This window comes from Haemophilus sp. oral taxon 036 (assembly GCF_002998595.1).
Classification (GTDB): Bacteria; Pseudomonadota; Gammaproteobacteria; order Enterobacterales; family Pasteurellaceae; genus Haemophilus; species Haemophilus haemolyticus_K.
Genome location: NZ_CP027235.1, coordinates 1,184,120 through 1,208,802, shown reverse-complemented (window position 1 = coordinate 1,208,802; position 24,683 = coordinate 1,184,120). Strand labels below are relative to the sequence as shown.

The window sequence follows — 24,683 nt, the reverse complement described above, 5'->3', positions numbered from 1 at the left end:
AAAATCTATTTGAAATCTTCGACATCACCCAATAGACAGGCATATTTCGCCGTATTGGGGCTCGACTCCAAGGCAATTTTTAATGCCATTGTAAGGGGAACAGATAGTAGCATTCCCACTGTTCCAAGTAACCATCCCCAAAACAATAATGAAAGGAACACCACTAAGGTTGAAAGCCCTAATCGCTCACCCATCATTTTAGGTTCAATAATGTTACCGACAACCATATTAATCGCAATAACACCTATTGCCACGCCAAAGCCAATGCCAAAACCATTCAGTAATAAGGCTTGCACAATAATTGGAATAGCTGCAATGATAGAACCAATATTGGGAATATAATTCAGCAAGAAACTCAAGGTTGCCCACAAAATGGCATATTGAACCCCACAGGCTTCCAACAAAATAAAAATACCAACACCAGTAAGCAAGCTCGTGATACTTTTAATGCCAAGATAACCAATTACGCCTTGCAAAACGCGATCAATATGGCGTTCTTCTTTGGCGGCATCATGAGGGGTGGAACTAATCACCATAGCAAATTTATGTTTCATTGTTGGCGCTTCAGCAAGCATAAAAATCACGACTAATACCAAAACAAACACATTACTCACCACACCAGAAAAATTCAGCAATACTCGGCTCACAAAATTCATAATGATGCTTGGGTCAAAATTTTCTTGGATGGTTTCACGTGAAAGCGTGAAAGGCAAATTGAAACGCTGCAATAATCCAGTTAAATCACTCACGCGTTGTGAAAGCAAAACTTTATATTGTGGAATAGATTGGGTAAATTCTCTTGCAGTGCTGTTAATCAACCCGACTAAGAAGAAAAACACCAAAGAAATCAAGACGAAAAGCAAAGTAATAGCTAACCAATGAGGAATTCGGCGTTGCGTCATCGCCTTAATCATCGGTGAACAAATTATCGCGATAAACAGCGATAGCAAGAATGGCACCACAATTTCTGCCGCCAATTTTACGCCAGCTAAGATAATAATCACCGAAGCAATGCCAAGCAAAGTGCGGTGTAAATTTAAATTATTTTGCACTAAATCGCATCCTCGTTTTCTTCGCCTGTGCGAATTCGGATCGCTCGCTCAACGTTATAAACAAAAATTTTGCCGTCACCAATTTTGCCTGTTTGTGCCGTTTCAATAATAGCTTCAATACATTGATCCACAAGCTCATCAGGAACCACTACTTCCAATTTCACTTTCGGCAGAAAGTCCACCATATATTCTGCACCACGATAAAGTTCTGTATGACCTTTTTGGCGACCGAATCCACGTACTTCCGTGATTGTCATACCTGAAATACCAATATCTGAAAGACTTTCTCGCACATCATCTAATTTAAACGGTTTAATCATTGCTTCGATTTTTTTCATGCTATTTCTCCAGATTTTCACGTCTTGCAGATTTAGGACGGAAACTTTCGATGATTTCAGGCTTGGTATCAATATATAAGCCGTTAATCAATTGCAAACAATAAGGCACTGCACTAAAAATGCCTTTTACAAGCACATTTCCTTCTTTATCTTTCACGCCTTCTAAGGTTTCTTTTATCGCTTTAGGCTGACCAGGAAGATTTAAAATCAGGCTTTCCTTACGAATCACGCCCACTTGACGGGATAAAATTGCAGTGGGCACAAAATGCAAACTAACTTGGCGCATTTGTTCGCCAAAACCCGGCATTTCTCGATCTGCTACCGCAAGGGTGGCGTCAGGCGTTACATCGCGTTTTGCAGGCCCTGTTCCTCCGGTTGTCAGCACTAAATGGCAACCTTGTTCATCCACCAGATCTTTTAATGTTTGTTCAATAACTGGCTGTTCATCGGGGATTAATCTTGTTTCCAAATGGAAAGGATCAACAAGCGCTTGTTCTAACCAAGCCTGTAATTCTGGGATGCCTTGATCTTGATACACGCCTGCTGATGCTCGATCAGAAACAGACACCAGACCAATTTTTAAAAGTGCGGTCATATTTTTCCTTATTTTAAGTGTATATATCTATTTATCAGTAAATTTAGTTTCCAATACCTTTTTAACAGGTGTAAAACTACGACGGTGTTGCGGTAATGCGCCAAGTTCAGCTAATTTTTCCAAATGTAATTTGGTTGGATAGCCTTTATGCTGGGCGAAAGCGTATTCTGGATATTGCTTGTCTAATTCTTCCATTTCTTGGTCTCGTGCCACTTTCGCCAAAATAGAGGCTGCACTGATTTCCGCCACAAGGCTATCGCCTTTTACGACGGCTTGCGCTGGAATATTTAAATCTTTTGGGATCTTATTGCCATCAACCAACACAAAGTGCGGTTGAATTTTTAAAGATTTTACCGCTCGAGTCATTGCCAGCAAGGAGGCTTGCAGGATATTTATCTCGTCAATTTCGTTAGCTTCAGCTCGTCCTAATGCCCAAGCAAGAGCTTTTTCTTTGATTTCTTCAGCAAGTGCTAAACGTTTTTTCTCAGAAAGTTTTTTAGAATCAGCGAGGCCTTCAATTGGGTTATTCGGATCTAAAATAACGGCTGCCGTTACAACAGCCCCAACTAGAGGGCCTCGCCCAACTTCATCAACGCCAGCGATCAATTCATAGCCTTGTGGATATTCAAACATTTTCTGTTCCTTCTAATAAATCAATGACCGCTTGAGCTGCTTGCTTATCGGCATTGCATTGAATTTTTTGGTGTAAATCTGTGAAGTGCTGAATTAAAACATGGCGATTTTTTACCGCACTTTCATCATCAGAAAGATAAACAGATAGTTTTTCAGCGAGTAATTCTGGCGTGCATTCTTCTTGAATCATTTCAGGAACGAGCATTTCATTCGCAAGTAAGTTTGGTAAAGAAATATAATCGGTTTTCACTAAACGTTTTGCTAAGAAATAGGTCAGTGGTTTCATTCGATAGCCAACCACCATGGGTGATTTACAAAGCATTGCTTCAAGTGCAGCTGTTCCGGAAGCAAGAAGTGTAGCATCAGCTGCGATCATTGCTTGTCGTGCATTGCCATCAATTAAATGCAGATCTAGATTTGGCGCAATTTTAGCTTTAATGGCTTCAAATTGAATTCGTCGTTTTTCGTTCACCAAAGGAACTAGGAATTGTAAATCAGGGAATTGTTCTTTTAACAATAAAGCGGCTTTCAAGAAAGGCTCAGTCAAAAACTCCACTTCTGATCCACGACTTCCAACTAATATAGCTAAATAGCGTTGTGTGGGATCAATCTGGAGCATTTGGCAGGCTTCGGCACGGTTTGGTTTGAGCGGAATAGCATCTGCCATTGTGTGCCCAATAAAACGGCAAGGCACATTAAATTTATCGTAAAAGGCTTTCTCAAAAGGCAAAAAGGCAAGAACTTGATGGGTCGCTTTGGCAATTTTATGGATGCGATTTTGACGCCATGCCCATACAGAGGGGCTTACGTAATGAATAGTTTTAATTCCGTTTGCTTTGAGCTTGAGTTCTACATCCAAATTAAAATCAGGCGCATCAATGCCGATGTAAACATCAGGTTTTTCTTGCAGCATAGTTTGAATGACATTTTTGCGAATTTTCAACAGGCGAGGAAGATGTTTCAAAATTTCAGCCAAGCCCATGACTGAAAGCTCTTCCATATCGACGAGCGTTTCACAGCCTTCAGCTAACATTCTTGGGCCTGCAATGCCAATAAAGCGAGCATTAGGATAATGAGCTTTGAGCTGTCGAATTAACCCCGCCCCGAGAATATCGCCAGATACTTCTCCAGCAACAAGAGCAATGGTTGGATTTGTTTTGTTCATCAAATTTACCCTAAAAAATAACCGCACTTTGGTGTGCAAAGTGCGGTTGAAAACAGAGATACTTTATTAACGAATAATACCGCGAGTTGAACGTTTGAAAAATTCAACAAAGAAACTAATCGCTGAATCGGTTTCCGCAATTTGCTCAATTTCTGGTAACACTTCTTCGAGCGTTTTACCGCTACGATAGATCATTTTATAAACGTTACGGATTGCGTGCATGGTTGGTTTATCAAAACCACGACGTTTTAAACCTTCTAAGTTTACGCCGAATGGACGGGCGTGGTTGCCTTGAGCCATAACGTAAGGAGGTACATCTTGGCTTACCATAGAACCACCGCCTAACATGACGTGTGCACCAACGATTACAAATTGGTGAATTGCTGACATACCACCAACAATCACGAAATCATCTAATTCTACGTGACCTGCAAGCGTTGCATTGTTTGCTAAAATACAGTTGTTTTTAATTTGGCAATCGTGTGCAACGTGAACATTCACCATTAATAAATTGTTATTGCCAATAGAGGTTACGCCACCGCCTTGGATGGTGCCGCGATGGATTGTCACGTGTTCACGAATTCGGTTGCCATTACCAATAATCGTTTTGGTTGCTTCGCCGTTATATTTTAAATCTTGGTTCACTTCACCAATGCTAGCGAATTGATAGATTTCATTATCTTCGCCAATAACCGTATCGCCACGTACGACAACGTGAGATTTCAATACAGTGCGAGCTTTAATTTCAACAGTGCCTTCAACAATACAGAAAGGCCCGATAACAACACCTTCACCAATAACTGCGCCTTCTTCAACTAAGGCTGTAGGATGGATTTTTGCATTTGGGTGGATCATATTTACCCTCTTAATTAACGACGAGCGCACATTAGTTTTGCTTCACAAGCAATTTCACCGTTTACGGTTGCAACACCGGTAAATGCAGTAATGCCACGGCGTTCTTTAATCACTTGAACGTTTAATTCCATTTGATCTCCAGGTAACACTGGGCGTTTAAAGCGCGCTTCATCAATACCTGCGAAATAGAATAATTCACCGCCTTTTAATTCGTGAGTTTTAAAGGCTAAAATGCCCATTGCCTGTGCCAAAGCTTCTAAGATTAAAACGCCCGGTAAAATAGGTTCGCCAGGGAAGTGACCTGTGAAACAAGGCTCATTGACGCTAATATTTTTAATCGCTTTTAACCATTCGCCTTCTTTAAAATCCAATACGCGATCCACTAATAAAAATGGATAGCGATGTGGTAATAAAGTCATAATTTCTTTTGATTCGATCACTCTTGGTTGTTGTTCTGACACGTTGACACCTTACAAAAAATAAACAAATAAAATCTCTTGGATTATACGATATTTACGGCTAAAAATAAAACGCACCATAAAAGTTGGTGCGCTCTACAATAAATTAATTAATCTTCTTCTCTAATGCTTTCACACGTTTATTTATTTCATCAATTCCCAAAGTTAATGCCGCAGTTTTACGCCATGCTTTGTTCGTTTGCAATGGAATACCAGATGAATAGACGCCAGGCTCAGTAATTGGACGCATCACCATTCCCATACCTGTAATAGTTACCTTATCGCAGATTTCCATATGACCATTGATTACACTCGCACCACCAATTAAGCAATACCGCCCAACTGTTAAGCTTCCAGCCATAATGACCCCACCCGCAACCGCGGTGCCGGTACCAATATGTACGTTATGGGCAATTTGACAAAGATTATCAATAATAACATTATCCTCAATAACAGTTGCATCTAAAGCACCACGATCAATACAAGTGCAAGCACCTATTTCAACATTATTACCAATAATTACCTGACCAACTTGTGGAATTTTAATCCAACGCCCACGATCATTTGCATAACCAAAACCATCGCTACCAATCACTGCACCCGATTGAATTAAACAATTTATACCAATTTCTACATCATGATAGATACTTACATTTGCCCAAAGCTGTGTATTCGCACCGATTTTTGTATTTTTACCCACAAAGCAATTTGCACCAATAATAACGTTATCGCCAAGAACAACGCCATCTTCAATAACAGTATTTGCACCGATAGAGACATTCTCTCCCAAAGATGCATGACCAGAGACTACCGCGCTAGGTGCAATACCTTGAGCTGCTTTAGGTGTAGTATCCATATATTGGGCTAAAATGGCATAGGCAACATAAGGATCTTTTACGATTAATAAATTGCTTTCAGGTGAACAAAACTCTACATCTGCTTCGGATACAACCAAGATACCAGCCTTAGAATCTTTTAATAAAGAACGGAACTTTGTATTAGAAATAAAGGTAAGCTGATGACATTGAGCCTTATCAAGAGGAGCGATATTTTCTACAACGACATCGGCGTTACCGCGAACGGTAGCGCCGATTTGAGTTGCCAATTCTTGTAAAGAATAGGTTTTTAACATGATTAATAAAGCCTATTATTTTTTCTCTTCTGTTTTTTGTGTTGCAGGAATTGTTTTTAACACAGCATCACTAATGTCTTTACCCTCTACCGCAAATACGACTGAATTTGCATCAAGCACATAGCTATAACCATTTGCTTTTGCATAATTATTTGTTGCAGTTTGAATACTATCTAGCAATTTACCACGCTCTTCAGCTTGACGTTTTTCATTTTGAGCTTGAAATTCAGCCACTTTTTTATCTTGTTCTTGCATCAATTTTTGTAATGAAGCGTCTTCAGAAGCAGCGAGTTTATTAATTTCATCTTGACGTTTTTGAATATCAGCTTTGCTTAAGCGTGCCGCATCTTTTTCTAATGCAGCTGCTTTTGCTTCTACTTTTTTACGTGCTGCAACAATTTTATCATCAATTTCTTTTTTGCTTGCAGCTAATTTATCAGCAACAGGTTTAAATTCTGCATCTAATTTATCTGCAACAGCTTGACGATCTGGATGGTTTTGGAAAACATAACCTGCATTAATGAAAGCAATTTTTTCCTCAGCAGCAGCGTAGCCTGAAGCAAGTGCAATACCTAATGCAAGTGCGGTTACTTTTACAACATTTTTCATTTTATAAATTTCCTTAAACAATGAGTTATTAATACTTTCTACACTAAAACAAATTTAGTATAGAACGTTTTCTTTGAATGATGATACAACAAAAAGTTCAATTTATTAAAATGAACCACCAATACTAAATTGGAATTGTTCTACATCATCATATTCATATTTCTTAATCGGTTTTGCGTAAGAGAAAACCAACGGTCCAATTGGTGATTGCCATTGGAAACCTACACCAGCAGATGCTCGAATACGACTAGGTGAACTATAATCTGGCAAATTAGCAAATTTAGCCTTATCCTCAGCTTTCCATTTAGTGTTCCATACACTTGCTGCATCTACAAACAAAGATGTTCTCACCGAGTTTTGTCCCTTGTCTCCAACAAATGGCGTTGGCACAATTAATTCAGCACTTGCTGTTGTAATCGCATTACCACCAACAACATCGGTGCTTGGAACCCATTCAGGATGACGTCCTGAAGCATCATTCCGATAGTAGATAGCATTAGGCCCTATTGCGCCATAAGCAAAGCCACGCAATGAACCAATACCACCTGCGGTATAAGTTTGATAAAACGGTAAACGTTTATTACCAAATCCATTCGCATAACCCGCTGATGCTTTTGCAGAAATAACCCAACGATGATCTCGATCGAGTGGATAGAATCCCTGGATATCTGCACTTAATTTATAATATTTGTTATCAGAACCAGGCACCGTAACACGACCGCCAAGCGTTGCTTTTACCCCTTCCGTAGGGAAATAACCTCTATTCAGACTGTTATAGTTCCACCCAAATGAAAAATCAAAATCATCTGTTTTAATAGAATTCCCGTTAAAATTCATTGATGATAGATACAAATCACGATTATATTCTCTCGCAAAATTACTAATCTTATTATAGGTGTAGCCTAAACCCATATAATATGAATTATTTTCGTTAACAGGGAAGCCTAAAGTAAGGTTTCCACCATAGGTAGTACGTTTATAAGTAGATGAAGTCTCACTTTTTGAATTATCATAATTTTCAAAGAATACGTTACCACCAAGGCTTACACCATCCTTAGTAAAATAAGGCTCTGTATAACCAAGATTAAGGCTTGTGCCGTAATCATTTTTGGTTCCACCAAGGCTTACTGCCGCACCAGTACCCAAAAAGTTATCTTGTTTAACACTTGCCTGATAACTAATACCACTTTCTGTACCATAACCAATACCAAAATTGATACTACCTGTTTGACGTTCTTTTACTTTATAAATAACATTGACTTCATCAGAACTGTTTTGAACTGGGATAATTTTACTTTCTACAGTTTCAAAAAAGCCCGTACGATCTAAACGAACTTTTCCTAATTCAACAAGTTGGGAATTATACCAAGTACCTTCTTGTTGTCTCATTTCCTGGCGCAATGTGCTATCCGCGGAAACAGTATTACCTTCAAAACGAACCTCTCTAACCGTTAAACGACGACCTGCATCAACTACAAAAGTGATGGCTAACGTTTTATTTTCTTCATCAAAATCAGGCACTGAATTAACCGTTGCACTGCCATAGCCTCGCTCTCCTAATTTTGCTTTGATAGCATTCTCTACATCAACAATATCGCTACGACGATAAGTATCATTTAAATGCAATTTTGAAAGTAAAGGCTCAAGTTCTGTTGCCATACCGCCAACATTACCGACAATACGGGCCCCACGTAAATCATATTTCTGCCCTTCATTTATATCAATAGAAACAGTAACACGTTTTTTTTCATCATTTAGCTGAACATCTTGCTTGGTAATGTGCGCTTTTGCATAACCGTTATTATGGTAATACTCTTCAATTGCTTGCAAATCTTTACCAAATTGCTCACCTTCAAATTTATTGCCCCACAATTTCCACCACGCATCAGGCTGTAATTCCATTTGTTCTTGAAGTGTGCTACTACTTACTGATTCATTTCCATTAAAAGTTACTGAATCTAATTTTGCAGTATCATCTTCATCAATTTGAACAATAACTTCTGCACGGTTATTCGGTAATGTATTCACTATCGCTTCAACTTTTGCGTTATAACGCCCTTTGGCTTCATAACCATCTCTTTTAACGGCTTTAACAAACTCATTTAATATTGTTCTATTAAGTACCGCGCCAGTTGCTATACCACTCTGGGTTAAATTCTGTTTAATTACATCAGCTGGAATTGCAGAACTTCCTTTAACTTGAACATCCGCAATAATCGGTTTTGCAACCACACTGACAACTAACGCATCCCCGTCTTGACGAGCTTTAACATCATCGAACTGTCCACTAACGAATAACGAGCGAACAATATTAGCAACATTTTGATCTGTTACACGCTGTCCTGCTCGCACAGGCAAACTTGCAAGAATAGACTGCTCTAGGTCACCTTGCGCACCTTCAATACGAATTTCTTTAGCAACGAAAGGCGCAGCCAATGCGCTTACCGTTGTACCGAATAATAAACTTGCTATGAGAAGTTTTTTCATCGACTGTATCCTATATAAAAATTATAGACGTAAAAAATCATTAAATAACGCAAACGCTGTTAATGTTAGCAACAACGCCGCACCAATTCGATAACAGACATTTTGTACCTGTTCTGAAATAGGTTTTCCTTTTATTGCTTCAACTGCAAGAAAAACTAAATGGCCACCATCTAACACAGGCAACGGAAATAGATTCATAATACCCAAATTAACACTGACTAATGCCATAAAACTCAAAAAATAAATGAATCCAATACTTGATGATGCTCCCGCACCTTTAGCAATAGAAATTGGCCCACTTAAATTATTTAATGACAAATCACCGCTAATCAGTTTTCCTAATACTTTTAATGTTAAAAGAGAAAGCTGAGTTGTTTTTTCAATACCTTTTTGAACTGATTCAAGAATACCATATTTTAACTCTGTGCGGTACTCATCACCTAATTTTATAAAAGTAGGACTCACACCCACAAACCATTTTCCACTCTGATTACGCACTGGAGTGATAATTTTGTCAAGCGTTTCCCCATTACGTTCAACTTTAATAGAAAAAGATTCGCCTTGTTCGACCTGTTTTATAAAATCTTGCCAAGGAAGTGCGGTTAAATTTTCTTTTAAAATTTTATCACCGATTTGTAAACCGGCTTTCTCAGCGGGAGAACCTTGAACAACTTTAGAAAGCACCATTTCAACTTTAGGACGCATAGGCATAATCCCTAATGCCTCAAAAGCACTTTCTTTTTCAGGATCAAAAGTCCAATTTGTAAGATTTAAAGTACGTTGTTGTTCAACATTAGAACCAAAAGGAGAAAGGGTAATTTCAACATTAGGCTCACCCATTTTTGTGGCAAGTAGCATATTGATGGTTTCCCAATCTTGAGTTTCTTCGCCATCAACAGCAAGAATTTGCGTATTAGGTTCAATGTGAGCTTGTGCCGCGATTGAACTTGGCGTTATCGATTCAATCACAGGTTTAACACTTGGCATTCCATAAAGGTAGATGACCCAATATGCAAAAATCGCGAAAATAAAATTCGCCAAAGGTCCTGCAATAATCACAAATGCGCGTTGTAATACGCTTTTACTGTCAAATGCTTGTGGCTTTTGTTCAACTGGAACCGCTTCATTACGTCCATCAAGCATTTTTACATAGCCGCCTAAAGGAATCATTGAGACCGCAAATTCTGTACCATGCTTATCGATTCGTTTCCAAATTACCTTACCAAAGCCAATTGAAAAACGATGGACTTTTATACCGCACTTTCTAGCAGCCCAAAAGTGTCCATATTCGTGAACGGATACCAATACCGCAATAGCAATGATAAAAGAACCTAGCGACCACAAAAATGACATTCAAAATCCTTATAACACAAAGAAATAGAAGTAGCTGAAAAAAGGTACCGCTGCAGTCAAGCTATCAATGCGATCTAATACACCCCCATGACCAGGAATCAATTGGCTGCTGTCTTTCACACCAGACTCACGTTTAAACATGCTTTCAGTTAAATCACCCAATACCGAAATTGCAACTGTTGCAACGGAAAGAATAACGAATCCAGTGATATTTCGATCACCAACTAAAGCATCGCCAGAGAAATGAATAAACACAAAAGCAAGCACTAACGCAGTAATTAATCCACCAACAACACCTTCCCAGCTTTTACCAGGTGAAACTTTTGGCGCAAGTTTACGTTTACCAAATGCACGTCCGCTAAAATAAGCACCAGAATCAGCCGCCCAAACAAGCACAAATACATAAAGTAATAAAAATAAGCCGTGATAAGGATCATGGGTATAGTGTTCTAAACGTAAACGTAATACCCCCGCGATAAATGGGATTAAAGTAGAAAAGGCAAATAAAAGCTGTAAAAGAGGATTTTTAGACCAAAATTTAGCTGATTGAGGATAACTCACCACAAGCAATAAAGCTAAAATCCACCAACCAACAGCGTTCATCAATAAAAGCTGAAGATGCTGTTCAAACACACGACCCGCATCTAAATAGTTACCCTCAGTGTAGAGCCATAAAAAAATAAAAGCACCTAAAAAAGCAGCAACACAAAACCGCGCTAAAGGCTGTTTAAGGCGAGCAAACTGAGTCCATTCCCAAACGCCTAAAGTCGCTACTGCACCTAAAGCGAGGGCAAAATAAAAAGGCGTGAATAAAAATAGCGCACATAACACCGCTACGATTAACACAATGGCAGATAAAACTCGTTGTTTAAGCATAATTTTAATCCATTTATTGAATTATTCTGTCCCACCAAAACGGCGATGACGTTGTTGATAACAGGCGATGGCGCGGTTAAATTCCGCCTCATCAAAATCTGGCCACAGCACATCGGAAAAATAAAGTTCCGCATATGCAATTTGCCATAATAAAAAATTACTAATTCGTTGTTCACCACTCGTACGAATCAATAGATCAACTGGTGGTTCATCTTGTGTCACCAAATGACGCTGAAAAGTCATTTCATCAATCTCGTCAACGCTCATTTCATTATTTTTTACTTTTTCTGCAAGTTGTTTTGTCGCTTGTACAATATCCCAACATCCACCATAATTTGCAGCGATATTGAGCGTAAGTGCGGTATTTTTTTCTGTTAAATTTTCCGCTTTTGCAATTTTTTCTTGTAAAGATTCACTAAAACGAGATACATCGCCAATAATTTTCAGCCGAATATTATTTTTATGTAATTTTTTTACTTCGCGATCTAAAGCTTGCATAAAAAGCGTCATTAACGCGCTGACTTCTTGCTCTGGTCGATTCCAATTTTCGCTACTAAAGGCATAAAGTGTAAGGAAATTCACGCCAGTTTGGCGAGCATAACTTACCGCTCGGCGAACGGCAGATACGCCATTGGTATGACCAAAAATACGCATTTTATTTTTCTGTTTTGCCCACCGCCCATTACCATCCATAATAATGGCAACGTGTTTTGGAATATTGTTTTGATCGAGTTCTATCATTATTTTTATTATAAAAAGATCCCTATAAATTCGGCTGTGAACTATATCATAAGTTGTATTTGCTTGCTATGGATTAGCGATCCCTAATCCACACTTTATTTTTTACATAATTCATTTTTATAATAAAGAAAAATAAACAAAACGAGAATTTATGTATGCGATTGAACAAAATAAAGACGGCATTAGATTAAGAATATTCTTACAGCCAAAAGCCAGTAAAGATCATATTGCTGGCATTCACGATGATGAACTAAAAATTACCATTACTGCGCCACCTGTTGATGGTCAAGCAAATGCGCATTTATTGAAATTTTTAAGTAAATCCTTCAAAGTGCCCAAAAGCAGTATTATTTTAGAAAAAGGGGAATTGAGCAGACACAAACAAGTTTGGATTCCTGACCCCAAATTAATTCCAAAAGAAATTCAAAATCTATTGTAAAAACAAAGAAAAAAATCACCGCACTTTGATCTCCAACCCTATCAATTTATGCCGTTTTACGGTATTCTATGCCACATTTTCTATTGTCAAAATGCTGCAAAAGTGCGGTTAAAATTTAAGGTGATTTTATGCAAGAACAATATCGCCCCGATATGGTCGAACCAAAGGTTCAACAATATTGGGCAGAAAATAAAGTTTTCAAAGCAATCAAAGACGAATCTAAAGAAAAATATTACTGTCTTTCTATGTTCCCGTATCCTTCTGGCCGCCTGCATATGGGGCATGTGCGCAACTACACTATTGGTGATGTAATTTCTCGTTATCAACGTATGCTAGGTAAAAACGTATTGCAACCATTTGGTTGGGATGCTTTCGGCTTACCGGCAGAAGGTGCCGCAATTAAAAACAAAACTGCGCCAGCTAAATGGACGTACGAAAACATTGCCTACATGAAAAAACAACTTCAGCTTTTAGGCTTTGGTTTCGACTGGGATCGTGAAATCGCAACCTGTAAACCAGAATACTACAAATGGGAACAATGGTTCTTCACTGAGCTTTACAAAAAAGGCTTAGTGTACAAAAAAACCTCAACAGTAAACTGGTGTCCGAATGATGAAACCGTACTCGCAAACGAGCAAGTACACGAAGGTTGTTGCTGGCGTTGTGATACACCTGTGGAACAAAAAGAAATCCCACAATGGTTTATCAAAATTACTGACTATGCAGAGCAATTATTAGGTGGTTTAGATACCCTTCCACAATGGCCTGACATGGTAAAAACCATGCAGCGCAACTGGATTGGTCGTTCTGAAGGGGTAGAAATTACTTTTGATGTTGCAGATACCAACGAAAAAGTAGCGGTTTACACCACGCGTCCAGATACCTTTTACGGTGTGAGTTATTTAGGCATTGCGGCAGCACATCCATTAGCAAGTTTAGCTGCTCAAAATAATCCTGAATTAGCCACCTTTATCCAAGAAGCGAAAAACGCAAAAGTGGCAGAAGCTGATCTTGCGACAATGGAGAAAAAAGGAATGGCAACAGGCTTATTTGCCATTCATCCATTGACAGGTGAAAAATTACCAATTTGGGTTGCGAATTTCGTATTAATGCACTACGGTACTGGCGCAGTAATGGCGGTTCCAGCTCACGACCAACGTGACTTTGAATTTGCTCAAAAATACGGTTTACAAATCAAGCAAGTTATTGAACCCATTGCTGATGAAGAAATTGATTTAACCAAACAAGCCTTTACTGAACACGGCAAACTCGTTAACTCAGCTGAATTTAATGGTAAAGATTTTGATGGTGCTTTCAACGGCATTGCGGATAAATTAGAAAAATTAGGTGTTGGAAAACGTCAAGTTAATTATCGTTTACGTGACTGGGGTGTTTCTCGCCAACGTTATTGGGGCGCTCCAATTCCGATGCTAACCCTTGAAAATGGCGATGTAGTACCTGCACCAATGGAAGATTTACCTATTATTCTGCCTGAAGATGTGGTAATGGATGGCGTGAAAAGTCCAATTAAAGCTGATCCTAATTGGGCAAAAACAACGCTTAACGGCGCACCAGCGTTAAAAGAAACGGATACCTTTGATACCTTTATGGAATCCTCTTGGTATTACGCTCGCTACACTTGTCCACAATATCAAAATGGCATGCTTGATGCGGAAGAAGCAAACTATTGGTTACCAGTGGATCAATATATCGGTGGTATTGAACACGCAACAATGCACTTGCTCTACTTCCGTTTCTTCCACAAATTATTGCGTGATGCAGGATTTGTAACCAGTGACGAACCAGCCGATAAATTATTATGTCAAGGTATGGTGCTTGCAGATGCCTTCTACTACACCAGTCCAACCAATGAGCGTATTTGGGTAAGCCCAACTCAAGTGACCCTTGAGCGTGATGAGAAAGGTCGCATCATTAAAGCCACCGATCCTGAAGGGCGTGAACTAGTCCACAGTGGCATGACCAAAATGTCGAAATCCAAAAATAACGGTATTGACCCACAAGAAATGGTAGAAAAATATGGTGCCGATACCGTTCGTCTGTTTATGATGTTTGCCTCTCCAGCAGAAATGACCTTGGAATGGCAAGAATCTGGCGTAGAAGGTGCGAAACGTTTCTTAGGGCGTGTTTGGAACTTGGTATATCAATATCAACAAAATCCAGCAAAAACTAGCCTAGATATCACCGCACTTTCAACAGCGCAAAAAGCGCTTCGCCGTGAAATACATAAAACGATTGCGAAAGTGAGCGATGATATTGGTCGCCGTCAAACATTTAATACTGCAATTGCAGCAGTAATGGAGTTGATGAATAAACTGACTAAGGCTTCCTTAGAAAGCGATCAAGATCGAGCGGTCATGGCGGAAGCATTAAGTGCAGTTGTTCGTATGCTTTATCCAATTACGCCACATATCTGCTTTGAATTATGGCAAGCACTAGGAAATGAAAGCAACATCGATACCGCTGAATGGGTGAAAGCTGATGAAGCCGCAATGGTAGAAGATGAAAAACTCATTGTTGTGCAAGTAAATGGCAAAGTTCGTGGAAAAGTGACTGTCCCAGCAACCTCTTCAGAAGAAGAAATTAAAGAGGCAGCCAAAACAGATCCTAATGTTGCAAAATTCCTTGATGGAAAAGAAATCCTTAAAGAAATCTATATTCCATTAAAAATGTTGAATTTTGTGGTTAAACTATAATCCGTAGAATCTGTGGAATATTGATATTTCACAGATTCTATCTTTATTAGTGTATGGATTTTAAATTTATACACTCCATAATAAAGGTAATTTTTATGATTAAATCAATCAAAGCATTGTTCATTGTAGCAAGCATTACCGCGCTTTCTGCTTGCGGCTGGCATTTTCAAAACGGTACATTAATTCCACAAGAATTACGAACTCTTACATTTGAAAGCCCCGATCCATACAGCGAAATGTCAGTAGCGATGCGCAATCAGTTACAAGCGAATAATGTTCAACTCGTCAATTCGACTCAAGGCATTCCTGTTTTGCGCATAAATAAATTCCGCACAAATGATGAAGTAGCCTCCGTCTTTAAACGCGGACGCGAAGCTGAAAAAGTATTGATGTTAGAAGTGGAAGCAAGTATTCGTTTAGCGAATGGTGAAAGTCACCCAATCACGGCAAAAGTCAACCGCACTTTCTTTGATAACTCTCGCGCAGCATTAGCTAAATCTAGCGAACGAGAAGTAATTTGGAATGATATGCGAGAACAAGCTGCACGTCAGCTCATTACTAAAATGGTTGCATTAGAAAAACAAGTGAAAAACAAATAATGAATCGCATCTTCCCTGAGCAACTTAATCAACATCTTTCCCAACGTTTAGCCAAAGTTTACTTTTTGGTAGGGCAAGATCCATTGTTACTGAGTGAAAGTAAAGATGCCATTTATAAAACAGCCAACCAACAAGGATTCGATGAGAAAAATAACATTCAGATTGATAGCCAAACTGACTGGGCACAACTCATAGAATCCTGTCAGTCCATGGGATTGTTTTTTAATAAACAAGTCATGGTATTAAATTTACCTGAAAATTTCACCGCACTTTTACAGAAAAATCTGCAAGAATTTATTTCGGTTCTACATGACGATATCTTGCTGATTTTACAAATTGCAAAGCTAGCAAAAGCAAATGAAAACCAAGCATGGTTTGTTGAACTAAACCAATATGAAACCAGTGCGATTCTTGTAAATTGCCAAACACCTACGGCTGAAAATCTCCCTCGCTGGGTAAAAAATCGTACCAAAGCGATGGGGTTAGAAGCTGATGATGAAGCAATCCAACAACTTTGTTACAGTTATGAGAATAACCTGCTCGCGCTCAAACAAGCTCTGCAGCTTTTAGATTTGCTCTACCCTGACCATAAACTTAACTACAATCGAGTAATTAGCGTCGTAGAACAATCCTCGATTTTTACACCATTTCAATGGATTGATGCTTTGTTAATAGGAAAAGCAAATCGCGCTAAACGTATTTTAAAAGGGTTACAAGCTGAAGATGTGCAACCTGTTATTTTATTACGCACACTACAGCGAGAATTATTTACGTTGCTTGAACTCACCAAACCACAGCAACGTATTATGACAACGGAAAAACTTCCAACTCAACAAATTAAGACTGAATTTGATCGTCTAAAAATCTGGCAAAATCACCGACCGCTCTTTTTAAGTGCGATTCAACGTTTAACCTACCAAAAGCTCTACGAAATTATTCAAGAGCTCGCCAATATAGAACGTCTTGCTAAGCAAGAATTTAGCGATGAAGTGTGGATTAAACTCGCTGATTTATCTGTAAAAATTTGTTTGTAGAGCACTATTTTTCAGCTGTGAATTCACATTCCTTGCAAGCAATAGATTAAAAATAAACCCCAGCTAAAAACTGGGGTTTATTTTAAAGATAATTATTCGCTTCATTCAGTAATCGCTGAATTAATTTTGCATTAGCTGGCGGGAACTGTCCTGCATCTAATGCACGTTGCTCAACCCAAAAACCTTCTTGCCCTTCTCGCCCAAAAGGCTCACCAATCCATTCATCTACAACATAAAAGAAAAAAGAAATAATCTTTGTTGGATATTCAAATTGGAAGCGCTCGTAAAGTTCAGCATTTAATACCACAATGCCAATTTCCTCTTCCAGTTCACGTTTTAAAGCCTGTTCTGGGGTTTCCCCCGCATCCACTTTTCCACCTGGAAATTCTAAAGATTGCGCAAAATCCTGTCCTTCTAAACGCTGCGTTAAATAGATCTGACCAAACTCATTACGAATAATACCTGCAGAAACTTGTATAATTTTTTTATCCATTTCTTCTATCCAATAGCATCTATGAAAAAAGTGCGGTGAAAAATCACCGCACTTTGGCTAATCATTAATGGCGAGCAGCACGACTACCATGACAATGCTTATATTTTTTTCCTGAACCACAAGGACAAGGCTCATTGCGTCCAATGCGACGATCTGAATAATCTTCAGAATCTGAATTTTGGATTGCCTGACCATTTTCATCCACAGGTAAATTATTTTGATTGATACGAGCAGCCATCTCCTGACGAACACGTTCAGCTTCTTCCATTTCTTCTTGAGTACGCACACGTACACGCGTTAACGTCGTGATGACGTGGTGTTTTAAAGAATCCAACATTTCCGTAAACATACGGAAAGATTCTTTTTTATACTCTTGTTTTGGATCTTTTTGCGCATAACCGCGTAAATGAATACCTTGGCGCAAATAATCCATCGCAGCTAGGTGTTCTTTCCAAAGCTCATCTAAGGTTTGTAACATGACGCCTTTTTCAAAGTTGCGCATGGTTTCTTCACCAGCTAGCGCTTCTTTTTCTTTATATTCTTTTTCGGCGACTTCTACGATGCGTTCACGCAAGTTTTCTTCGTGAAGATTATTGTCTTCTTCCAGCCAATGAGAAATTGGTAATTCCATACCAAACTCTTGAGCTAAACGTTCTTCAAGCCCTTTAATATCCCATTGTTCTTCCAAAGATTGCGGTGGAATATATTGATCAATCACGCTATTAAATACATCGTGGCGAATTGCGTTGATAGTTTCAGAAATATCATCATTATCAAGCAAATAATTGCGTTGCTCATAAATTGCATGACGTTGGTCATTTGCAACATCATCATATTCAAGTAGGTTTTTACGGCCATCGAAATGGAAAGCCTCAACTTTTGCTTGAGCAGATGCAATCACTTTCGCCAACATTTTCGATTCCATAGCCTCACCAGGCACGGTGAACGCTTTACGCATTAAATTGAGTTTACCCTCATTTAAATAAATGCGCATTAAGCCATCTTCCAAAGAAAGATAGAAACGAGAAGATCCAGGGTCACCTTGACGACCAGAACGACCACGCAACTGGTTATCGATACGGCGAGATTCATGACGCTCCGTACCGATAATATGCAAACCACCTGCTTTCATTACGATCTCGTGGTTCTTTTCCCACTCAGCTTTAAGCGCTTCAATTTGTTCTTGAGTTGGATTTTCTAATTTGGCAGCCTGCGCTTTCCAGTTACCACCAAGGATAATATCCGTACCGCGCCCCGCCATATTCGTTGCGATAGTCACCGCACCAGGATAACCCGCTTCTGCCACGATTTCCGCTTCTTGTTGGTGGAATTTCGCATTCAACACATTGTGTTTGATACCCGCTTTATCTAAAGCCTTAGATAACTCTTCCGATTTTTCTACTGAAATCGTCCCCACTAATACTGGTTGCTGGCGTTCTACACAATCTTTGATATCTTCAATAATCGCATTAAATTTATATTGTTCATTTTCAAACATCACATCTGTGCGATCATCACGAATCATTGGGCGGTTTGTTGGAATCACAACGGTTTCCAATCCGTAAATTTGTTGGAACTCAAACGCTTCGGTATCCGCAGTCCCCGTCATACCCGCAAGACGCTCATATAAACGGAAGTAGTTTTGGTAAGAGATTGACGCAACAGTTTGGTTTTCACTCTTAATTTCAACCCCTTCTTTTGCCTCAATGGCTTGATGTAAACCATCTGACCAACGACGCCCAGCCATTGTTCGACCAGTATGTTCATCAACAATCACGATTTCACCATCTTTCACAATGTAATCGACATCTTTTTCAAACAATGTGTGCGCACGCAAGGCTGCCATAACATGATGAAGCAATACGATTCGACCAGGAGAGTACAAAGAATCCCCTTCAGGCATTAAACCTTGCGCAATCAACCAATCTTCCACTTTTTCTTGGCCACGTTCTGTTAAGTGTGCCTGTTTAGATTTAAGATCTAAAGTAAAGTCCCCTTCGCCTTGATATTCTTCTGTATCTTCTTTTTCCTGTTTAATTAAGTTTGGAATCAGTTTATTGACTGCAATATAAAGCGCAGAACTGTCTTCCGCTTGACCAGAAATAATCAATGGCGTACGGGCTTCATCAATTAAGATGGAATCTACTTCATCCACCAGCGCATACCCTAAAGTACGTTGGAAACGCTCTTCTTTTGAGTGAGCTAAGTTGTCACGTAAGTAGTCAAAACCAAGTTCACTATTGGTTGCATAAGTAATATCTGCTGCATAAGCGGCACGTTTTTCTTCCGGCGGTAAACCAGGAATATTTACGCCTACACTCATGCCCAAAAATTCAAATAACGGACGGTTTGTTTCTGCATCTCGGCGAGCAAGATAATCATTCACCGTCACAACATGAACGCCTTTACCTTCAAGTGCGATTAAATAACAAGGCAAAGTCGCCGTTAATGTTTTACCTTCACCAGTGCGCATTTCTGCGATACAGCGATTAGTCAATACCATCCCACCAATAAGCTGAACATCAAAATGTCTCATACCAAGCACGCGCTTACTTGCTTCACGTACCGTTGCGAATGCTTCTGGTAAAATTTGTTGCAAAGTTTCGCCCGCACTTAAACGTTGACGGAATTCATCTGTTTTTGCACGAAGTTGTTCATCTGTGAGAGCTTCAAACTCAGGTTCTAATTTATTGATTTTTGCAACTTGTTTTCTTAATTTACGTAAAATACGGTCGTTACGGCTGCCAAAAATTTTCGTTAAAATGCTCATAATTTCTCTTTTTAAATATATAAGTTAAATAGTTAAATGCGTATGAAAAACTTTATTTCATGCACAATAATTTTTTAAAAATATCGCTATTTCAATAGCAATATTCTTCACAAAAAACAGAAAAATTAAATAAGCAAAGGGCCTGCTCGAATTGGCGCACTAGGATTCAACGCATCAGCTAAAAAGTGCGGTTGAATTTTAAGTTGTTTTTCAGTTTGGGGGGAAATTGAAGGTTGAGGAATGGCTTGTCGTTGCACTTCACGTGCAACTTTTACCGTCTCTAACGCTTGTTGAATTGAAACACTCGAGGAATAATTTTCCGCATTATTTTGATTTTCAAAACTTTGTGCGTTAGGCAAAGCAAAAATCGCGATGATACTTAAAAGTAATCGCGACCAAAAAGTCGGTTTGACAGTGCCTGAAATCATCGTCTCGTTGTTTATTATGAAAATTGCGTGTATTGTAGCGGAAATCTAAACTAATGTCATTTATGGGGGCAGACTTTATGGAAAACAAGGCTGAACGTTATCAAAAAGCAGTCAATATTATGGATGTGCTTGAGCAATCACCCTTCGCCCAAATAATGAAAAAAGGCCTTGCCATCAATGAACTTAATCAAAAATTTAACCGCATTTTTCCACAGGAATTTCACGGAAAATTTCGTATTGGTTCCGTTAACGGTAATAGTCTTTTTTTAGAAGTATCGAATGCAATAGTGCGTCAAGGAATCTTATTTCGTCAAACTGAACTTATAAAATTAATTCAAGAGGATTTTCCACAAATCATAAAATTGGATATCGTTATAAACCCTGAGCTATCAAAGATTACACCTTAAAAATCGCAATCAACTCTCTTACTTTTACTCGTTTTTCTGAGCTCTGGCTAATCGAACGTTGTACTTTCACACGTTTAAATTTAGCCCCCTTATAAATTTCTCGGGTAAATTTGGTATCGTGGTTAGATATTAAAACCGGAATTTGTTTTTCTTTTTGTGTGAATTTTGCGAGTTCAGCTAAAATGCGTTGATGCTCACAACTAAACTCATTACCCGCATAGCTCGTAAAATTTGAATCCTGCAATAAGGGAGCATAAGGCGGATCGCAGTAAATCACCGAATCTTTATCAGCTAATGCAAATGTTTGCTGAAAATCGCCACATAAAAATATTGCACTTTGTGCCTTATGTGCAAAATAACGTAACTCGTTCTCTGGGAAATAATGCGTTTTATATGCGCCAAAAGGCACATTAAATTCATTTTTGCTGTTATAACGACATAGTCCATTAAACCCAAAGCGATTTAAGTAGAGAAAAAGCACAGATCGTTCAAAAGGATCAGTTGAAGCATTAAATTGGCGACGTTTGTCATAGTAGTAATCAGGATCATTCGCATTAGGGGCAAAAAAAATGGTTTTACAAGCCTCAATGTAAACATCTACATTTTCTTTCACTATATTAAAAAGATTAATTAAATCAGGATTAATATCAGCCAAAATATAGCGCTCAAAATTTGAGTTTAAAAAAACGGCCCCTGCTCCGACGAACGGTTCAATAAGACATTGTTTTCTCTTAGGAAAGATATTATTAATTTCATCTGTTAAACGAAACTTCCCACCAGCCCATTTCAAAAATGGACGGTGTTTAAGTTTCGGTTTTAGGGAATGTTTTTTTGGACGTAACATCTTAGTCCATTTGGGTACAACGCTTAATAGCGTTTAACACAAGATCCTTATCAGTATCAGTTGCTATATAAGCTTGACCTAGTGATTTAAGTAACACCAGACGCAACTTACCTGCTAGAACTTTTTTATCTCGCATCATATGCGGTAGATAGTCCTCCGGCTGCATCGAATCCGGTGATAAGGTGGGCAAATTAGCGCGTGCGAGTAATTTTTCTAAGCGTGAAACATCTGCCACAGAAATATCACCCAACTGCTCGGAAAGCGCGGCAGCCATCATCATTCCGGTAGATACCGCTTCACCATGGAGCCAGTTACCATAGCCGAGATGAGTTTCAATCGCATGTCCAAAGGTATGACCAAGATTAAGTAAAGCTCGATCACCTTTTTCTGTTTCATCACGAGCAACTACATCCGCTTTAATTTGACAGCAACGAGCAATACAATGTTGTAGGGATTCGTTATTTAATGCAACAAGCTCATCAATATGAGCTTCAAGCCATTCAAAAAATTCGTAATCTAAAATTGCGCCATATTTTATTACTTCAGCCAACCCCGCATTTACTTCACGTTTTGGTAACGTGCCAAGAGTATGCGTATCAATAATAACCATAGAGGGTTGATAAAATGCACCGATCATATTTTTCCCAAGTTCATGATTCACTGCTGTTTTTCCTCCAACAGAAGAATCCACTTGGGAAAGTAAAGTGGTTGGAATTTGAATTAATCGTACTCCTCGTTGATAACTTGCTGCGGCAAATCCTGCCACATCACCAATCACACCACCACCTAGTGCCATAATTGTTGTATCACGCCCATGATTACCTTGTAAAAGCGCAGTAAAAATTAAATTTAAGGATTCAAGCGTTTTATACTTCTCACCATCGGGCAAAAGAACATGATCGACTTCGCACCCGCGTTTTTTTAGCGCAAATGTTACCGTATCTAAGTAAAACTGTGCTACCGTGGGATTCGTCACAATCATCACGCGATCTCCTCGCTTAACCGGATAACTGCGTTCATCTTGCAATAGTCCATTACCAATTAAAATTGGGTAACGACGCTCCTGTAATTCCACGTTTACGCACAGCATAAATTTATCCTTAGACACACTTAAAGTGCGCCATTTAATCCATTCATATTATCAATGAGATCAACAATCTGGTTTACCATTACTTTGGCATTTTGCTCATCCGTAGGTAGGGTGATGTCAGCTACTTCCTCATAAAGTGGATTACGAATTTTTGCTAAGTCTTCCAATACTTGACGAGGATCTTCTGCGCCTTGCAACAGTGGACGTTTTTTGTCACGCTGAGTACGTTGAAATTGTTTTTCTACAGTAGTTTCTAAATAAATTACAATACCACGTGCAGATAAATAATTACGGCTATCTTTAGAAAGCACAGCACCTCCACCAGTAGACAGGACAATCCCCTGCATTTGTGTGAGTTCGTTAAGAATACGTTCTTCACGTTTGCGGAAGCCCTCTTCGCCTTCCAGATCAAAAATCCAGCTAATATCTGCGCCAGCACGTTCTTCAATTACGGCATCTGAATCAACAAAATCCATATTTAACTGTTGCGCTAACTGACGACCAATCGTGCTTTTTCCTGCCCCCATTGGCCCTACTAAAAAAATATTACGTTTTTCCGCCATTGTTCTTATCTAGTTTAAAGGTGAAATAAAAATCTAATCTTTCTAACAAAAAATAAACAAGCCAAAATAAACTTCAGTAGTTAAAAAGATTTTCCCGAAATGGTTTAGATTATCGCAATAAATCCCCCTATTTTTCAACCTTTTGAGGGAATTTATTTTCTTTAACGAAAAAGGAAAATAAAAGAGTGGTGAAATTTACAACGCTTCCAACTTAAATGTATGCTAAACGCTGACGCACAATTTCAAATAAACATACCCCTGTTGCGACAGATACATTTAATGATGAAACTGAACCAGCCATTGGAATGCTAATCAGTTGATCGCAATGTTCACGCGTTAAACGGCGCATTCCTTCGCCTTCAGCTCCCATAACAAGTGCTAGTGGCCCTGTCAGTTTGCTTTGATAAATGGTTTCAGTGGCTTCGCCAGCAGTGCCGACTACCCAAATATTATGATTTTGCTGTAAATCGCGTAGTGTGCGAGAAAGATTGGTTACACGAATTAACGGCACGGTTTCTGCTGCACCACAAGCAACTTTACGCGCGATAGACGTTAATTGTGCCGATTTATCTTTTGGTACGATCACTGCCACTGCGCCAGCCGCATCAGCTGTTCTCAGGCAGGCACCCAAGTTGTGTGGATCCGTCACGCCATCTAAAACTAATAAAAGAGGATTTTGTTTATTCGCAAGAACTTCATCAAGATCATTTTCATTAAGTTCTTTTGCCGCTTGTACTCGAGCAATGACACCTTGATGAACCTCACCATCTGCTTTTTTATCAAGTGTTTGTCGATTAACGAATTGCACACCAATTCCTAGGGAATAAAGCTCGTTTAAAAGTGGCTGTAGACGTTTATCTTCACGGCCTTTAAGTACGAAGACTTCGATTAAACGTTCTGGTGAATGGGTTAAAATACTATTAACAGCGTGAATACCGTAGATTTGTTCTGACATAAATTTCTCTTTTTCTTATTTGAATTTTTAATATATTCCCACAATGGGATTTG

25 protein-coding genes are annotated in these 24,683 nt (G+C 38.9%); 5 read left to right on the top strand and 20 right to left on the bottom strand.

Going from position 1 to position 24,683, the window contains the following annotated elements:
* Nucleotides 1-5: 5 nt before the first annotated feature.
* The 13 genes from C3V42_RS05845 to uppS form a co-directional block, all read right to left on the bottom strand.
* A complete protein-coding gene (locus C3V42_RS05845) occupies nt 6-1,052 on the bottom strand; it encodes an AI-2E family transporter (RefSeq protein ID WP_048952788.1) in 1,047 nt (348 codons plus the stop codon).
* Nucleotides 1,052-1,390 (bottom strand): nitrogen regulatory protein P-II, encoded by a 339-nt coding sequence (gene glnB, locus C3V42_RS05840; protein ID WP_005627040.1) that lies wholly within the window; start codon nt 1,388-1,390, stop codon nt 1,052-1,054. Before glnB ends, C3V42_RS05845 begins: the two co-directional genes overlap by 1 nt.
* 1 nt (nt 1,391) lies before the next feature.
* Nucleotides 1,392-1,985, bottom strand: a complete 594-nt coding sequence (gene mog / locus C3V42_RS05835; protein ID WP_048952787.1) for a molybdopterin adenylyltransferase — start codon at nt 1,983-1,985, stop codon at nt 1,392-1,394.
* 27 nt (nt 1,986-2,012) lie between these two features.
* Nucleotides 2,013-2,618 carry a ribonuclease HII gene (gene rnhB / locus C3V42_RS05830; protein WP_048952786.1) on the bottom strand — a complete coding sequence of 202 codons (606 nt, stop codon included), beginning with the start codon at nt 2,616-2,618 and terminating at the stop codon, nt 2,013-2,015.
* Nucleotides 2,611-3,783, bottom strand: a complete 1,173-nt coding sequence (gene lpxB, locus C3V42_RS05825; protein WP_048952785.1) for a lipid-A-disaccharide synthase — start codon at nt 3,781-3,783, stop codon at nt 2,611-2,613. Before lpxB ends, rnhB begins: the two co-directional genes overlap by 8 nt.
* A gap of 66 nt (nt 3,784-3,849) precedes the next feature.
* Nucleotides 3,850-4,638 (bottom strand): acyl-ACP--UDP-N-acetylglucosamine O-acyltransferase, encoded by a 789-nt coding sequence (gene lpxA, locus C3V42_RS05820; RefSeq protein ID WP_005642748.1) that lies wholly within the window; start codon nt 4,636-4,638, stop codon nt 3,850-3,852.
* A 14-nt stretch (nt 4,639-4,652) separates the two neighbouring features.
* On the bottom strand, nt 4,653-5,057 hold the full coding sequence (fabZ, locus tag C3V42_RS05815; protein WP_044233196.1) for a 3-hydroxyacyl-ACP dehydratase FabZ: 405 nt from the start codon (nt 5,055-5,057) through the stop codon (nt 4,653-4,655).
* A 145-nt stretch (nt 5,058-5,202) separates the two neighbouring features.
* The gene (lpxD, locus tag C3V42_RS05810) at nt 5,203-6,228 is read right to left on the bottom strand and encodes a UDP-3-O-(3-hydroxymyristoyl)glucosamine N-acyltransferase (protein ID WP_048952784.1); all 1,026 of its coding nucleotides are present in this window, start codon (nt 6,226-6,228) and stop codon (nt 5,203-5,205) included.
* A 15-nt stretch (nt 6,229-6,243) separates the two neighbouring features.
* The gene (locus tag C3V42_RS05805; protein WP_048952783.1) at nt 6,244-6,837 is read right to left on the bottom strand and encodes an OmpH family outer membrane protein; all 594 of its coding nucleotides are present in this window, start codon (nt 6,835-6,837) and stop codon (nt 6,244-6,246) included.
* Between the two features lie 105 nt (nt 6,838-6,942).
* The gene (bamA, locus tag C3V42_RS05800; protein WP_048952782.1) at nt 6,943-9,324 is read right to left on the bottom strand and encodes an outer membrane protein assembly factor BamA; all 2,382 of its coding nucleotides are present in this window, start codon (nt 9,322-9,324) and stop codon (nt 6,943-6,945) included.
* A 21-nt stretch (nt 9,325-9,345) separates the two neighbouring features.
* Nucleotides 9,346-10,677, bottom strand: coding sequence for a sigma E protease regulator RseP (gene rseP / locus C3V42_RS05795; protein WP_048952781.1), 1,332 nt, complete (start codon nt 10,675-10,677; stop codon nt 9,346-9,348).
* A 9-nt stretch (nt 10,678-10,686) separates the two neighbouring features.
* Entirely contained in the window at nt 10,687-11,553 is an 867-nt protein-coding gene (locus tag C3V42_RS05790; protein WP_048952780.1) for a phosphatidate cytidylyltransferase, read from the bottom strand.
* Nucleotides 11,554-11,574: 21 nt separating this feature from the next.
* A complete protein-coding gene (gene uppS / locus C3V42_RS05785; protein ID WP_048952779.1) occupies nt 11,575-12,294 on the bottom strand; it encodes a polyprenyl diphosphate synthase in 720 nt (239 codons plus the stop codon).
* A 151-nt stretch (nt 12,295-12,445) separates the two neighbouring features.
* Between uppS and yggU the strand changes: the two genes are divergently transcribed.
* The 4 genes from yggU (at nt 12,446) to holA (ending at nt 17,080) form a co-directional block, all read left to right on the top strand.
* Nucleotides 12,446-12,733 carry a DUF167 family protein YggU gene (gene yggU / locus C3V42_RS05780; protein WP_048952778.1) on the top strand — a complete coding sequence of 96 codons (288 nt, stop codon included), beginning with the start codon at nt 12,446-12,448 and terminating at the stop codon, nt 12,731-12,733.
* A 128-nt stretch (nt 12,734-12,861) separates the two neighbouring features.
* A complete protein-coding gene (gene leuS, locus C3V42_RS05775; protein WP_048952777.1) occupies nt 12,862-15,447 on the top strand; it encodes a leucine--tRNA ligase in 2,586 nt (861 codons plus the stop codon).
* Nucleotides 15,448-15,542: 95 nt separating this feature from the next.
* A complete protein-coding gene (gene lptE / locus C3V42_RS05770; protein ID WP_048952776.1) occupies nt 15,543-16,046 on the top strand; it encodes an LPS assembly lipoprotein LptE in 504 nt (167 codons plus the stop codon).
* On the top strand, nt 16,046-17,080 hold the full coding sequence (holA, locus tag C3V42_RS05765; RefSeq protein WP_048952775.1) for a DNA polymerase III subunit delta: 1,035 nt from the start codon (nt 16,046-16,048) through the stop codon (nt 17,078-17,080). The genes lptE and holA overlap by 1 nt, the downstream gene beginning before the upstream one ends.
* An 82-nt stretch (nt 17,081-17,162) precedes the next feature.
* Here holA and mutT read toward each other — a convergent pair whose 3' ends face one another.
* The 3 genes from mutT to secM form a co-directional block, all read right to left on the bottom strand.
* Entirely contained in the window at nt 17,163-17,573 is a 411-nt protein-coding gene (gene mutT / locus C3V42_RS05760; protein WP_048952774.1) for an 8-oxo-dGTP diphosphatase MutT, read from the bottom strand.
* Nucleotides 17,574-17,637: 64 nt separating this feature from the next.
* Entirely contained in the window at nt 17,638-20,343 is a 2,706-nt protein-coding gene (gene secA / locus C3V42_RS05755) for a preprotein translocase subunit SecA (protein ID WP_048952773.1), read from the bottom strand.
* A 125-nt stretch (nt 20,344-20,468) separates the two neighbouring features.
* Nucleotides 20,469-20,771: a secA translation cis-regulator SecM gene (secM, locus tag C3V42_RS05750; RefSeq protein WP_065265406.1), complete on the bottom strand. Its 303-nt coding sequence runs from the start codon at nt 20,769-20,771 to the stop codon at nt 20,469-20,471.
* Between the two features lie 77 nt (nt 20,772-20,848).
* Here secM and C3V42_RS05745 point away from each other — a divergent pair, with 77 nt between their 5' ends.
* Complete coding sequence (locus C3V42_RS05745; protein WP_065265487.1) at nt 20,849-21,178, top strand: DciA family protein; 330 nt, start codon at nt 20,849-20,851, stop codon at nt 21,176-21,178.
* On the opposite strand, the gene C3V42_RS05740 is transcribed toward C3V42_RS05745, so the two are convergent.
* The 4 genes from C3V42_RS05740 to rlmB form a co-directional block, all read right to left on the bottom strand.
* Nucleotides 21,168-22,022 (bottom strand): Dam family site-specific DNA-(adenine-N6)-methyltransferase, encoded by an 855-nt coding sequence (locus C3V42_RS05740; RefSeq protein WP_065265407.1) that lies wholly within the window; start codon nt 22,020-22,022, stop codon nt 21,168-21,170. The genes C3V42_RS05745 and C3V42_RS05740 overlap by 11 nt on opposite strands.
* A gap of 1 nt (nt 22,023) precedes the next feature.
* Nucleotides 22,024-23,112, bottom strand: coding sequence for a 3-dehydroquinate synthase (gene aroB, locus C3V42_RS05735; RefSeq protein ID WP_065265408.1), 1,089 nt, complete (start codon nt 23,110-23,112; stop codon nt 22,024-22,026).
* Between the two features lie 20 nt (nt 23,113-23,132).
* Nucleotides 23,133-23,675 (bottom strand): shikimate kinase AroK, encoded by a 543-nt coding sequence (gene aroK / locus C3V42_RS05730; RefSeq protein ID WP_065265409.1) that lies wholly within the window; start codon nt 23,673-23,675, stop codon nt 23,133-23,135.
* 211 nt (nt 23,676-23,886) lie between these two features.
* The gene (gene rlmB / locus C3V42_RS05725) at nt 23,887-24,630 is read right to left on the bottom strand and encodes a 23S rRNA (guanosine(2251)-2'-O)-methyltransferase RlmB (RefSeq protein ID WP_065265410.1); all 744 of its coding nucleotides are present in this window, start codon (nt 24,628-24,630) and stop codon (nt 23,887-23,889) included.
* Nucleotides 24,631-24,683 lie beyond the last annotated feature (53 nt).

What these genes read in the sequence shown, in the direction of transcription:
- bamA (WP_048952782.1), bottom strand. Translation starts at nt 9,324, where the DNA reads ATGAAAAAACTTCTCATAGCAAGTTTATTATTCGGTACAACGGTAAGC.
- glnB (WP_005627040.1), bottom strand. Translation starts at nt 1,390, where the DNA reads ATGAAAAAAATCGAAGCAATGATTAAACCGTTTAAATTAGATGATGTG.
- rnhB (WP_048952786.1), bottom strand. Translation starts at nt 2,618, where the DNA reads ATGTTTGAATATCCACAAGGCTATGAATTGATCGCTGGCGTTGATGAA.
- rseP (WP_048952781.1), bottom strand. Translation starts at nt 10,677, where the DNA reads ATGTCATTTTTGTGGTCGCTAGGTTCTTTTATCATTGCTATTGCGGTA.
- C3V42_RS05805 (WP_048952783.1), bottom strand. Translation starts at nt 6,837, where the DNA reads ATGAAAAATGTTGTAAAAGTAACCGCACTTGCATTAGGTATTGCACTT.
- C3V42_RS05790 (WP_048952780.1), bottom strand. Translation starts at nt 11,553, where the DNA reads ATGCTTAAACAACGAGTTTTATCTGCCATTGTGTTAATCGTAGCGGTG.
- lpxA (WP_005642748.1), bottom strand. Translation starts at nt 4,638, where the DNA reads ATGATCCACCCAAATGCAAAAATCCATCCTACAGCCTTAGTTGAAGAA.
- secM (WP_065265406.1), bottom strand. Translation starts at nt 20,771, where the DNA reads ATGATTTCAGGCACTGTCAAACCGACTTTTTGGTCGCGATTACTTTTA.
- lpxB (WP_048952785.1), bottom strand. Translation starts at nt 3,783, where the DNA reads ATGAACAAAACAAATCCAACCATTGCTCTTGTTGCTGGAGAAGTATCT.
- holA (WP_048952775.1), top strand. Translation starts at nt 16,046, where the DNA reads ATGAATCGCATCTTCCCTGAGCAACTTAATCAACATCTTTCCCAACGT.
- mog (WP_048952787.1), bottom strand. Translation starts at nt 1,985, where the DNA reads ATGACCGCACTTTTAAAAATTGGTCTGGTGTCTGTTTCTGATCGAGCA.
- lptE (WP_048952776.1), top strand. Translation starts at nt 15,543, where the DNA reads ATGATTAAATCAATCAAAGCATTGTTCATTGTAGCAAGCATTACCGCG.
- mutT (WP_048952774.1), bottom strand. Translation starts at nt 17,573, where the DNA reads ATGGATAAAAAAATTATACAAGTTTCTGCAGGTATTATTCGTAATGAG.
- aroK (WP_065265409.1), bottom strand. Translation starts at nt 23,675, where the DNA reads ATGGCGGAAAAACGTAATATTTTTTTAGTAGGGCCAATGGGGGCAGGA.
- fabZ (WP_044233196.1), bottom strand. Translation starts at nt 5,057, where the DNA reads ATGACTTTATTACCACATCGCTATCCATTTTTATTAGTGGATCGCGTA.
- secA (WP_048952773.1), bottom strand. Translation starts at nt 20,343, where the DNA reads ATGAGCATTTTAACGAAAATTTTTGGCAGCCGTAACGACCGTATTTTA.
- yggU (WP_048952778.1), top strand. Translation starts at nt 12,446, where the DNA reads ATGTATGCGATTGAACAAAATAAAGACGGCATTAGATTAAGAATATTC.
- rlmB (WP_065265410.1), bottom strand. Translation starts at nt 24,630, where the DNA reads ATGTCAGAACAAATCTACGGTATTCACGCTGTTAATAGTATTTTAACC.
- leuS (WP_048952777.1), top strand. Translation starts at nt 12,862, where the DNA reads ATGCAAGAACAATATCGCCCCGATATGGTCGAACCAAAGGTTCAACAA.
- aroB (WP_065265408.1), bottom strand. Translation starts at nt 23,112, where the DNA reads ATGCTGTGCGTAAACGTGGAATTACAGGAGCGTCGTTACCCAATTTTA.
- lpxD (WP_048952784.1), bottom strand. Translation starts at nt 6,228, where the DNA reads ATGTTAAAAACCTATTCTTTACAAGAATTGGCAACTCAAATCGGCGCT.
- C3V42_RS05740 (WP_065265407.1), bottom strand. Translation starts at nt 22,022, where the DNA reads ATGTTACGTCCAAAAAAACATTCCCTAAAACCGAAACTTAAACACCGT.
- C3V42_RS05745 (WP_065265487.1), top strand. Translation starts at nt 20,849, where the DNA reads ATGGAAAACAAGGCTGAACGTTATCAAAAAGCAGTCAATATTATGGAT.
- uppS (WP_048952779.1), bottom strand. Translation starts at nt 12,294, where the DNA reads ATGATAGAACTCGATCAAAACAATATTCCAAAACACGTTGCCATTATT.